General features: G+C 68.7%; 12 protein-coding genes and 3 tRNA genes. All 15 read right to left on the bottom strand.

What is annotated here, in order from left to right; all coding sequences use genetic code 11:
* Positions 1 to 3: 3 nt before the first annotated feature.
* The 15 genes from rpoB to ABT008_RS02385 all read right to left on the bottom strand — a co-directional run bounded on the left by rpoB (position 4) and on the right by ABT008_RS02385 (position 11,317).
* On the bottom strand, positions 4 to 3,435 hold the full coding sequence (rpoB, locus tag ABT008_RS02315) for a DNA-directed RNA polymerase subunit beta (protein WP_350692891.1): 3,432 nt from the start codon (positions 3,433 to 3,435) through the stop codon (positions 4 to 6).
* A 571-nt stretch (positions 3,436 to 4,006) separates the two neighbouring features.
* On the bottom strand, positions 4,007 to 4,393 hold the full coding sequence (gene rplL, locus ABT008_RS02320) for a 50S ribosomal protein L7/L12 (protein ID WP_350692893.1): 387 nt from the start codon (positions 4,391 to 4,393) through the stop codon (positions 4,007 to 4,009).
* 53 nt (positions 4,394 to 4,446) lie between these two features.
* On the bottom strand, positions 4,447 to 4,995 hold the full coding sequence (rplJ, locus tag ABT008_RS02325) for a 50S ribosomal protein L10 (RefSeq protein WP_350692895.1): 549 nt from the start codon (positions 4,993 to 4,995) through the stop codon (positions 4,447 to 4,449).
* Between the two features lie 325 nt (positions 4,996 to 5,320).
* Complete coding sequence (locus ABT008_RS02330; RefSeq protein WP_350692896.1) at positions 5,321 to 6,010, bottom strand: hypothetical protein; 690 nt, start codon at positions 6,008 to 6,010, stop codon at positions 5,321 to 5,323.
* The gene (locus tag ABT008_RS02335) at positions 6,007 to 6,783 is read right to left on the bottom strand and encodes an ABC transporter ATP-binding protein (protein ID WP_350692897.1); all 777 of its coding nucleotides are present in this window, start codon (positions 6,781 to 6,783) and stop codon (positions 6,007 to 6,009) included. Before ABT008_RS02335 ends, ABT008_RS02330 begins: the two co-directional genes overlap by 4 nt.
* Before the next feature lie 80 nt (positions 6,784 to 6,863).
* Entirely contained in the window at positions 6,864 to 7,580 is a 717-nt protein-coding gene (gene rplA, locus ABT008_RS02340) for a 50S ribosomal protein L1 (protein WP_131052803.1), read from the bottom strand.
* 82 nt (positions 7,581 to 7,662) lie between these two features.
* Positions 7,663 to 8,094 carry a 50S ribosomal protein L11 gene (rplK, locus tag ABT008_RS02345; RefSeq protein ID WP_131052802.1) on the bottom strand — a complete coding sequence of 144 codons (432 nt, stop codon included), beginning with the start codon at positions 8,092 to 8,094 and terminating at the stop codon, positions 7,663 to 7,665.
* A gap of 216 nt (positions 8,095 to 8,310) precedes the next feature.
* Complete coding sequence (nusG, locus tag ABT008_RS02350; protein ID WP_131052801.1) at positions 8,311 to 9,033, bottom strand: transcription termination/antitermination protein NusG; 723 nt, start codon at positions 9,031 to 9,033, stop codon at positions 8,311 to 8,313.
* Positions 9,034 to 9,071: 38 nt separating this feature from the next.
* A complete protein-coding gene (gene secE, locus ABT008_RS02355) occupies positions 9,072 to 9,470 on the bottom strand; it encodes a preprotein translocase subunit SecE (RefSeq protein WP_350692899.1) in 399 nt (132 codons plus the stop codon).
* 213 nt (positions 9,471 to 9,683) lie between these two features.
* Positions 9,684 to 9,756 (bottom strand) — tRNA-Trp (locus ABT008_RS02360).
* A 126-nt stretch (positions 9,757 to 9,882) separates the two neighbouring features.
* Positions 9,883 to 10,275, bottom strand: coding sequence for a MaoC family dehydratase (locus ABT008_RS02365; protein ID WP_350692901.1), 393 nt, complete (start codon positions 10,273 to 10,275; stop codon positions 9,883 to 9,885).
* Position 10,276: 1 nt separating this feature from the next.
* Positions 10,277 to 10,723, bottom strand: coding sequence for an FAS1-like dehydratase domain-containing protein (locus tag ABT008_RS02370; RefSeq protein ID WP_350692903.1), 447 nt, complete (start codon positions 10,721 to 10,723; stop codon positions 10,277 to 10,279).
* 124 nt (positions 10,724 to 10,847) lie between these two features.
* Positions 10,848 to 11,015: a 50S ribosomal protein L33 gene (rpmG, locus tag ABT008_RS02375; protein WP_007073056.1), complete on the bottom strand. Its 168-nt coding sequence runs from the start codon at positions 11,013 to 11,015 to the stop codon at positions 10,848 to 10,850.
* 131 nt (positions 11,016 to 11,146) lie between these two features.
* Positions 11,147 to 11,219: transfer RNA gene (locus ABT008_RS02380), tRNA-Met, on the bottom strand.
* 25 nt (positions 11,220 to 11,244) lie between these two features.
* Positions 11,245 to 11,317, bottom strand: a tRNA-Thr gene (locus ABT008_RS02385).
* Positions 11,318 to 11,362: the final 45 nt, after the last annotated feature.

The following is an 11,362-nucleotide window of genomic DNA, read 5'->3' on the forward strand; positions in this document are numbered from 1 at the left end:
ACGTCACACTTCCTCGACCGAGCTCGGCTCGCGCCGGGAAAGGTCGATACCCAGTTCCTCCGCGGCCCGGAAGACCTCGTCGTCGGTCTCGCGCATCTCCAGGGCCACACCGTCGCTGGAGAGCACCTCGACATTGAGGCACAGCGACTGCAGCTCCTTGAGCAGCACCTTGAACGACTCGGGGATGCCCGGCTCGGGGATGTTCTCGCCCTTGACGATCGCCTCGTAGACCTTGACCCGGCCCAGGACGTCGTCGGACTTGATCGTCAGCAGCTCCTGCAGGGCGTACGCGGCACCGTAGGCCTGCATCGCCCAGCACTCCATCTCACCGAAGCGCTGGCCACCGAACTGCGCCTTACCACCCAGCGGCTGCTGCGTGATCATCGAGTACGGACCGGTCGACCGTGCGTGGATCTTGTCGTCGACCAGGTGGTTGAGCTTCAGGATGTAGATGTAGCCGACCGCGATCGGGTCCGGCAGCGGCTCGCCGGAGCGACCGTCGAACAGCTGCGCCTTGCCGCTGGCACCGATCAGCTGCTTGCCGTCCCGGTTGGGCAGGGTCGACGCGAGCAGACCGGAGATCTCCTCCTCGCGGGCACCGTCGAAGACCGGCGTGGCCACGTTGGTGTCCGGCTCGGACTCGTCCGCACCGATCCCCTGGAGCTGACGCTTCCACTCCGCGTCGTCGCCGTCGACCTTCCAACCGGTCTTGGCCACCCAGCCCAGGTGGGTCTCGAGTACCTGGCCGATGTTCATCCGGCTCGGCACACCCAGCGGGTTGAGCACGATGTCGACCGGGGTGCCGTCCTCCAGGAACGGCATGTCCTCGACCGGCAGGATCTTGGAGATGACGCCCTTGTTGCCGTGCCGGCCGGCGAGCTTGTCGCCGTCCTGGATCTTCCGCTTCTGGGCGACGTAGACCCGGACCAGCTCGTTGACGCCCGGCGGCAACTCGTCGCCGTCCTCGCGGGAGAAGGTACGCACGCCGATGACCGTGCCGGTCTCACCGTGCGGCACCTTCAGCGAGGTGTCCCGGACCTCACGCGCCTTCTCACCGAAGATCGCGCGGAGCAGCCGCTCCTCCGGAGTCAGCTCGGTCTCGCCCTTCGGGGTGACCTTGCCGACCAGGATGTCGCCGGGGACGACCTCGGCACCGATCCGGATGATCCCGCGCTCGTCGAGGTCGGCGAGCATCTCCTCGCTGACGTTCGGGATGTCGCGGGTGATCTCCTCCGGGCCGAGCTTGGTGTCCCGCGCGTCGACCTCGTGCTCCTCGATGTGGATCGAGGTGAGCACGTCCTGCTGCACGAGGCGCTGCGACAGGATGATCGCGTCCTCGTAGTTGTGACCCTCCCAGCACATGAACGCCACGAGCAGGTTGCGCCCGAGCGCCATCTCGCCCTCGTCGGTGCACGGCCCGTCGGCGACGACCTGGCCGGCCTCGACCCGGTCACCCTCGAAGACGACCGGCTTCTGGTTGACGCAGGAGCCGGCGTTGGAGCGACGGAACTTGTGCAGGAGGTACGTCCGGCGGTGGCCGTCGTCCTGGTGGACGGTGATGTAGTCGGCGCACAGGTCCTCGACCACGCCACCGACCTCGGCCACCACCACGTCACCGGCGTCGACCGCGGCACGGTACTCCATGCCGGTGCCGACCAGCGGCGACTCCGCCTTGACCAGCGGGACCGCCTGACGCTGCATGTTCGCGCCCATCAGGGCCCGGTTCGCGTCGTCGTGCTCCAGGAACGGAATCATCGCGGTCGCGACCGAGGTCATCTGCCGCGGCGACACGTCCATGTAGTCGACCGCACCCGGCGCGACGTCCTCGGTCTCGCCGCCCTTACGGCGGACCAGGACGCGGTCCTCGGCGAACGTGCCGTCGGCCCGCAGCGGCGCGTTGGCCTGCGCCTTGACGAACCGGTCCTCCTCGTCCGCGGTCAGGTAGTCGATCTGGTCGGTGACCCGACCGTCGACGACCTTCCGGTACGGCGTCTCGATGAAGCCGAACGGGTTGACCCGGGCGAAGGTGGACAGCGCGCCGATCAGACCGATGTTCGGGCCTTCCGGCGTCTCGATCGGGCACATCCGGCCGTAGTGGGACGGGTGCACGTCGCGGACCTCGAAGCCGGCCCGCTCCCGGGACAGACCACCCGGACCGAGCGCGCTCAGCCGGCGCCGGTGGGTCAGGCCCGCCAGCGGGTTGGTCTGGTCCATGAACTGGGACAGCTGCGAGGTGCCGAAGAACTCCCGGATCGCGGCGACCACGGGGCGGATGTTGATCAGGGTCTGCGGCGTGATCGCCTCGACGTCCTGAGTCGTCATCCGCTCGCGGACGACCCGCTCCATCCGGGACAGACCGACCCGAACCTGGTTCTGGATCAGCTCGCCCACGGTACGCAGGCGCCGGTTGCCGAAGTGGTCGATGTCGTCGGCCTCGTAGCCCTCCTCACCGGCGTGCAGCCGGCAGAGGTACTCCACGGTGGCGACGATGTCGTCCTCGGTCAGCGTGCCGGTGGTGATCGGCACGCTCACTTCGAGCTTCTTGTTGAACTTGTACCGACCGACCTTGGCGACGTCGTACCGCTTCGGGTTGAAGAAGAGGTTGTCGAGCAGGGTCTGGGCGTTCTCGCGGGTCGGCGGCTCGCCAGGGCGCAACTTCCGGTAGATGTCGAGTAGCGCCTCGTCCTGGCCGGCGATGTGGTCCTTCTCGAGCGTGGTCATCATCAGCTCGGACCAGCCGAACTTCTCGCGGATCCGCTCGGCCGACCATCCGACGGCCTTGAGCAGGACCGTGACGGCCTGCCGACGCTTACGGTCGATGCGTACGCCGACCGTGTCGCGCTTGTCGATGTCGAACTCCAGCCAGGCACCCCGGCTGGGGATGACCTTGACGCTGGAGAGGTCGCGGTCGGAGGTCTTGTCCGGCTGCTTGTCGAAGTAGACGCCCGGCGAGCGGACGAGCTGGCTGACCACGACGCGCTCGGTGCCGTTGATGATGAAGGTGCCCTTCGGCGTCATCATCGGGAAGTCACCCATGAACACCGTCTGGCTCTTGATCTCGCCGGTGGTGTTGTTGGTGAACTCCGCGGTCACGAAGAGCGGCGCGCAGTAGGTCAGGTCCTTCTCCTTGCACTCCTCGATCGAGGCCTTGACCTCGTCGAAGCGCGGTGCCGAGAAGGAAAGCGACATGGTGCCAGAAAAGTCCTCAATGGGACTGATCTCGTCGAGGATTTCCGCGAGACCCGAGCGTGCGTGCGGGTCGTCCGCCGACCGGCCCTGCCAACCCTCGTTGCCGACGAGCCAGTCGAAGGACTCGTTCTGAATGGCAAGGAGGTTGGGGACCTCGAGGTGTTCGGTGATCCGACCGAAGGAAACTCGGCGGGGAGCGAATGCGCTCGACGTACGACTGGTCTTCGCAGGGCGGGAAGCTGCCAAGATGCGTCCTTCCGAGGACCGGTGCTGCAGAACGGCTGGTACGCGTGCACTCCAATGACCCCACCAGAAAATATCCACAAACGGACATTTCCGAGCAGGGGTCAAGTCGGAAGGCAGCGCAAACTAGCAGTGTAGCCGAGAGGCTAACCGCTGTCCAGCCCACCCCGCAGGAAGTTGCGGAACGAGCCTCGGGACCCTGGAAACGGGTCACACCGGGCCGCTCGGAACGCAACGTCCCTGCCGGGCCGCCCAGATGTCTGCGGCGGTGGTGCTGCCGCTTCATACCCAGCCGGTGGCCGTCGCAAGCGCGGAAGGTCTTGCTGATGTCAGCGTGCCTGGGAGTCCATGGTCGCGTCAAGGCCCGGTGCCGCCATCCGACGCTCTTTCCCACCCACGGGCGAAACCACTGCCGTTCGGGCCCGCGCCCGTCGCGATGCGCACGCCCTGCTCATGACCGGTTCCGGGCAGTTAAACCACACAGCGGGCGCCGATCCGGGATCCGGATCGTCGCCCGCCGCGATGTGGGTGTGCCCCGGCTCACGTGAGCCGGGACGCCCGGGTGAGGCTCAGGTCACTTGAGGGTGACCTTGGCGCCCTCGCCCTCCAGCTTGGCCTTGGCCTTGTCGGCGGCCTCCTTGTTGACCTTCTCCAGGATCGCCTTCGGGGCGGCCTCGACCAGGTCCTTGGCCTCCTTGAGGCCCAGGCCGGTCAGCTCACGCACGACCTTGATGACCTGGATCTTCTTGCCACCGTCGGCGTCGAGGATGACGTCGAACTCGTCCTTCTCCGGCTCGGCCTCGGCGGCAGCGCCACCCTGGGCCGGGCCCGAAGCCACCGCGACCGGGGCGGCAGCGGTGACCTCGAAGGTCTCCTCGAACTGCTTCACGAACTCGGAGAGCTCGATCAGCGTCATCTCCTTGAACGCGTCGAGCAGCTCTTCGGTGCTGAGCTTCGCCATATCTGGCGTCCTTTCTGAATGGTTAACTAAGAACGTGGATGCGCCGCGCGGCCTCAGGCCGCCTCGGCGCCCTCCTGCTCACGCTTCTTGTCCTGCAGGGCGGCCGCCAGACGGGCGGTCTTCGACAGCGGGGCCTGGAACAGGGCCGCGGCCTTGCTCAGGTTGCCCTTCATCGCGCCGGCCAGCTTGGCCAGCAGCACCTCACGGGACTCCAGGTCGGCGAGCTTCGTGACCTCGGCCGCGGAAATGGCCTTGCCCTCGAAGACGCCGCCCTTGATGACGAGCTTCGGGTTGGACTTCGCGAAGTCGCGAAGCCCCTTCGCCGCCTCGACGACGTCGCCCGAAACGAAAGTCAGCGCGGTAGGACCGGTGAACAGCTCGTCGAGGCCGGAGATACCCGCGTCTGCCGCAGCACGCTTGGCCAGCGTGTTCTTGGCGACGGTGTAGGTGGTCTCCTTGCCGAGCGAGCGCCGCAGCTGGGTGAGCTGGGAAACCGTCAGACCGCGGTACTCGGTCAGCACGGTGGCACCCGCGCTGCGGAAGTTCTCCGTCAGCTCAGCAACGGCCGTGGCCTTGTCGGCCCGGATCGGCTTGTCCGCCATGTCCCTCCTCTCTCGTTACTCGAGGCTGGTCACCGTCGCAGACAGGCGCCTGTGACGGGGACGGAGGCATCGCGGCAACAGAAAAGCCCCGGCGCAGGGCGCACGGGGCGAGGTCGGCGGAGATCATCGCAGTCGGCGGACCACGGGACACTGCCAGTTTTCGCTTGCCGCCCTACGCGGGTCGCCCGTCTTCGCGGACCTTCGACCGTGCCGGGGCACGGTGACCAGCGGTCTCTGGGTGGAACTTCGCGGCCTAGGTTACGCCCTACTCCCGGTAGCCGCCAAATCGCCCCGGAGTGCGCTCGGTCACCACGGACGGTGAACGTCAGGCACGCCGATGGCGGGCCCGCCGACAACCGGCAAGAAGCATGGCCGCCCAACCGAGCGCCCAGGCGGTCACCAGCACCCCGGTCGCCCACGACAGGGACCCGGCCAGCGCCCGCGCGGTGGTCAGCAACGGTGGCGCCAGCCACCGGAGCACCGGGTCGACGCGGCCGAGCACCAGGGCAAGGACCACACCGAGGACCAGTACCGCGACGCCGTACCCGGCGCTGCGCGTGACCGCCCGGCCGGCGAGGGCACCGAGCGCCACGGCGGCCGGCAGGGCGATCAGGTGCGCCCAGAGGCCGAGCGCCAGGCCGGCGACGATCGACCGGTCGTCCGGTCCGGTCGGCACGGCCATCCCGCCGAGCAGCCACGGGATCACCAACGCGACCGCGATCAAGCCCAGACCTGCGGTCGCCGCGGCAAGCAGCCCGGCCGCCCACTCCCGCGTCGGCCCGAGCGCGACCACGGCCAGCCGGCGCTGCACGTCCGGCTCCACGTCCAGCAGGATCTTGGTCTGCCAGGCCAGGACCGGGAAGAGGACCACCGCCGACACGCCGTAGGCCTCGGCCGGCTCGGCGCGGCCACCGCCGTAGAGGATGCCCAACGCGAGCAGGCCGGCCAGGACCGGTGCCAGCGCCCGTCCGGTACGCAGGAAGCCCGCAAGCCGGAACCGAACCAGCGCGATCACGGCGCCACCCCGGCCACAGGTCCGGTGACCGGCGTCGAGGCGTCGTGTCCGCGTACCCGGAGGACGCGGTGACCGTCGGCGCGCAGCCGGCGCACGGCGTCGGCGACGCCGGCAGCCGGGACCGCCACCTCCACCACGACGGTGGCCTCCGCACCGGCCCACGGCCCCTCGGTCACCGTCTGAGCGTCGACGGCCCACTGCCGGGCCCCAGGCAGTCGGGCCGTCTCACCACGATGGTCGCTGACCAGCACCGCACCGCCCTCGGCCAGCACCTCGCCCACCACCTCGGGGACCAGTTCGCGGGCGGCTGCGTCCAGTCCCTCCCAGGGCTCGTCGAGGACGAGCAGTCCCGGCGGGCGCAGCAGTGCCTGGGCCAGGCCGACCTTCTGCGCGGTGCCCTTCGAGAGCTGGGGCAGCCTGCTGGTCCGGAAGGGTCCGAGACCGAGGCGCTCGACCCAGTGGTGCACCGCCCGGCCCGCCTCGTCACGAGCGAGTCCACGCACCCGGGCTGCCGCCTCGAGGTACCCCTCGACGGTGAAGGGCTGGTCGGCGGGAAAACGTTCCGGTACCCAGCCCACCACGGCCGGTCGGTCGCGCACCCGACCCCGGGACGGAGGCAGGATCCCGGCGACGAGTTGCAGCAGCGTCGACTTGCCGGCGCCGTTGCGCCCGTGCACCACCACCGCCTCGCCGGGCGCGATCTCGATCGTCACCGATCGAAGCACCCAGGGACCGGTGCGGCGGTACCGCAGCCAGACGTCCTCCAGTCGCATCAGGCGAGCATGCCACGTCGGTCACGGCGAAGGGGCCCCGCCACGGTCGTGGCGGGGCCCCTTCGAGGCGTTCGTCCTGCTCAGCTGTCGGCCGAGCCCTCCTGCAGGTTCTTCACCAGGTTCGGGTCGATCGGCACACCCGGGCCCATGGTCGTGGTGAGGGTGACCTTCTTGAGGTACTTGCCCTTCGCCGCGGACGGCTTGGCCCGCAGCACCTCGTCCAGGACCGCCACGTAGTTGTCCACCAGCTGGGTCTCGGAGAACGAGGCCTTGCCGATGATCAGGTGCAGGTTGGAGTGCTTGTCCACCCGGAAGGTGATCTTGCCGCCCTTGATGTCCGCGACCGCCTTGGTGACGTCCATGGTCACCGTGCCGGTCTTCGGGTTCGGCATCAGACCGCGCGGGCCCAGGATCCGCGCGATCCGGCCGATCTTGGCCATCTGGTCCGGCGTGGCGATCGCCGCGTCGAAGTCCAACCAACCGCCCTGGATCCGGGCGACCAGCTCGTCGGTACCCACCTCGTCGGCACCGGCGGCGACGGCCTCCTCGGCCTTCGCGCCAGCGGCGAAGACGATCACGCGGGCGGTCTTACCGGTGCCGTGCGGCAGGTTGACCGTGCCGCGGACCATCTGGTCCGCCTTGCGGGGGTCGACGCCGAGGCGCATGGCGACCTCGACCGTGGCGTCGAACTTGACGTTGGTCGTCTCCTTGGCCAGCTTCACGGCCTCGGCGGGGGTGTAGAGCTTGGACCGGTCGATGACCTCGGCGGCCTTGCGGTAGCTCTTGCTGCGCTGCATTTCTGTCTACTCCTGTGGTTTCTGGCGGGCCGCGGTGCTCGCGCGCCCTCCCACGATCCGTACGGGTCGCTGGTGACCGAGATCAGTCGGTGACGTTCAGGCCCATCGACCGGGCGGTGCCGGCGATGATCTTCTCAGCCTGGTCGAGGTCGTTGGCGTTGAGGTCGGCCATCTTCTTCTCGGCGATCTCACGCAGCTGGGCGCGGGTCACCGAGCCGACCTTCTGGGTGTGCGGGACGCCCGAGCCCTTCGCCACACCAGCGGCCTTGATCAGCAGCCGGGCGGCGGGCGGGGTCTTCAGCACGAAGGTGAAGGACCGGTCCTCGTACACGCTGATCTCGGCGGGGACGACATCGCCCCGCTGCGACTCGGTCTGCGCGTTGTAGGACTTGCAGAACTCCATGATGTTCACGCCGTGCTGACCGAGCGCGGGGCCCACCGGCGGCGCCGGGGTGGCCTGGCCCGCCGGCAGCTGAAGCGTGAACGTCTTGACGAGCTTCTTCTTCGGAGGCATGTCTCTTCCTGGGGCTTGGAACTGGGAAATGTTCGCACCGACGTCGCCGTCGGGCGCGCACGGTCAGCGCGTGTGGGACGGCGGCGACGTTCTAGGGTAGCGCAGGCCGGAATCCGCCCGCTCACAGAGGTTGCCCCGATGGGGCGAGCCGGACCAGATGGGCGACGACGAGCGTCGGCGACGACCCCAGGGGTCGTCGCCGACGCCTCGACGCGATCAGATCTTGGCGACCTGGTTGAAGTTCAGCTCCACCGGCGTCTCCCGGCCGAAGATCGACACCAGCACCTTGAGCTTCTGCTGGTCAGCGTTGATCTCACTGATCGTGGCCGGCAGCGACGCGAAGGCGCCGTCGGTGACCGTCACCGAGTCGCCGACCTCGAAGTCGAGGACCTTGATCTCCGGCTTGGCCTTCTTCTGCTCGGTCTCGACGGATGGCGCCAGCCACTTCAGCACCTCGTCGAGGCTCAGCGGGGCCGGACGGTCGGCCCGGTCCGTGGCACCCACGAAGCCGGTCACCCCGGGCGTGTTGCGCACGCAGGAGTAGGACTCGGCGGTCAGCTCCATCCGGACCAGGATGTAGCCCGGGAAGACCTTCGCCTGGACCTGGGACCGCTTGCCGTTCTTGACCTCGACCTCTTCCCGGGTCGGCACCTCGACCTGGTAGATGTAGTCCTCCATGTCGAGGGACGTGATCCGGGTCTCGAGGTTGGTCTTGACCTTGTTCTCATAGCCGGCGTACGAGTGCACCACGTACCAGTCGCCCGGCGCGTAGCGCAGCTTCTGCCGCAGCTCCGCAACCGGGTCGTAGTCCTCGTCGGGTGCGGGCTCCGTGGTTGCGAACTCCGGCTCGCTGGCGGCCTCGACCGACTCGTCGTTCGCCGCCGTCGCCACCGTGGACTGCTCGTCCGGGGTCTCGGCGGTCTCGTCGTACTCAGGCACGCTTGCTCACTTCCGTCACTATCGGCACAGTCAGCCGGTCAGCTGGGGTTGCCGAAGACCCACAACACGCCCTTCGCGAAGGCGTAGTCAAGGCCGGCCACGATCGTCAGCATCATCGCGACGAATGCGACCACCACGGCCGTGTAGGTCAGCAGCTCCTTGCGCGTCGGCCAGATGACCTTACGCAGTTCGGCCACGACCTCGCGGATGAAACGCGCGACGCGGCCGAACAGGCCCACCTTCTCGGCATCGGCCCGCGTCTTCGACCGGCTGTCGGCGGAATCCGCCTTGGCCCGCTCACGGGTGGCGGTGCCGCCCCGCGATACCGGCTCGTCCGCGTCGGTGGCGTCGTCGTCGGCACCGTCACCGTCGTTGACCACCTCGTCGTTCAGGCGGTCGTCGTCGGCGTCCTCGCCGCGCCGCTTGTTGTCGGCCACTTCGCCCTCCGTCGCGGGATGTCGGGGTCGCACGCGGTACGCGCGTACGCGGCGCTGGTCACGCCGGCCGGACCAACCGTCCCGGGACGGGCCGCGGCCGGCGGATCAACCGGAGGGGCCCCGATGCCTCGGAACCTCTCCGCCGATGCCACCACCACGGGCCGCACGCCACCGGTTGATGACGCGACCCACGGAACGGTCAGGCCTGAGGCGCAGGGGTGACAGGACTTGAACCTGCAGCCTGCGGTTTTGGAGACCGCTGCTCTGCCAATTGAGCTACACCCCTGTGCGGCAACGCTCGTCCCACCAGGTCACACGACCAGGCAGGAGTCACTTGCCCCACGGCGGACCAGTGTACGGGTACCGACCCGACTTTCCCAACCGGTCTGCCGATCGTGGTGGACGGTGCCGGTCAGCCGGCCATCCGCACGATGGCCCGGGCCTGCGACAACACCTTCTCGCCCTGACAGGTGGCGGTGATGTCGAGCCTGGTCAGGCCCTCCTCGGTGACCTCGCGGACCACTGCGGTCACCACGATCTCGGTGCCCTGGTCGTCGTCCGGCACCACCACCGGGCGGGTGAACCGGACGTTGTAGTCGACCACCGCGTCGGGTCCACCGGCCCAGGCGGTGACGGCCCGGCCGACCAGCGCCATGGTGAACATGCCGTGCGCGATCACCCCCGGCAGTCCCACCTTGGTGGCGAACCGGTCGTTCCAGTGGATCGGGTTGAAGTCGCCCGAGGCACCGGCGTAGCGGACCAGGTCCGCCCGGGTCACTCGGAACGTCTGGGTGGTCAGCTCCATGTCAGGCCTCCCCGCGTACGACGAGCTTGGACCAGACCGTGACCACCGGCTCGCCGGCGGTCGTGCTGACCTCGGTCCGGGTGGTCAGGAACTCGTGACCACCCCGGCTGGTGATGTCCTCCACGAAGTTGACGCAGACCAGCTCGTCGCCGGCCGCCACCGGGCGGGTGTACGCGAAGCGCTGGTCGCCGTGGACGACCCGGCTGTAGTCGACGCCCAGGGCCGGGTCCTCGACGATCTGGCGGCTGGCGGCCATGGTGATCACCACGGGGAAGGTCGGTGGCGCGACCACGTCGGGATGGCCGAGGGCTCGGGCCGCCTCCGGGTCGTGGTAGGCGGGATCGGTGGCCCCGATCGCCGTCGCGAACTCACGGATCTTCTCGCGGCCCACCTGGTAGGGGGCGGTCGGCGGGAAACTGCGGCCGACGAAGGAGTGGTCCAGGGACATGCCGCGAACCTACACGCAACGCACGATCGCCGATCCGCGCGGTCGACGTCGGCCCGAGGGCCGCGCCGCCGCACGAACCGGCGATCGTGGTACGCATCGATCCGGGCCGAGCGGCCCGGACGGATCAGCGGGTCTCGCGGTGAACGGTGTGCCGACCGTCCCGGGGGCAGAACTTCTTCAGCTCGATGCGGTCCGGGTCGTTACGGCGGTTCTTGCGCGTGATGTAGTTGCGCTCCTTGCACTCCACACACGCCAAAGTGATCTTCGGCCGGACATCGGTCGCCTTCGCCACGGCGGAGTGCCTTCCTCGCTAACGGATACAACTACAGCGCTACAGCGTACGCACCACCAGGGCGGACACGCAAAGCGGGCGCCCATGGCGCCCGTCCCACCGACCGCCGGAATGCTCCGGACGGACGAGAGTAGCGGTGGCCGGACTTGAACCGGCGACACAGCGATTATGAGCCGCTTGCTCTACCATCTGAGCTACACCGCCGTGGTGGGCCCAGCCGGACCCTCTGAGCCCCCTTACGGAATCGAACCGTAGACCTTCTCCTTACCATGGAGACGCTCTGCCGACTGAGCTAAGGGGGCCTGCGCGATCACTCGGTGGCCGCGCAGAGGTAAGAGTACACGGCC

Source organism: Micromonospora sp. NPDC002389 (genome assembly GCF_040296095.1).
Classification (GTDB): domain Bacteria; phylum Actinomycetota; class Actinomycetes; order Mycobacteriales; family Micromonosporaceae; genus Micromonospora.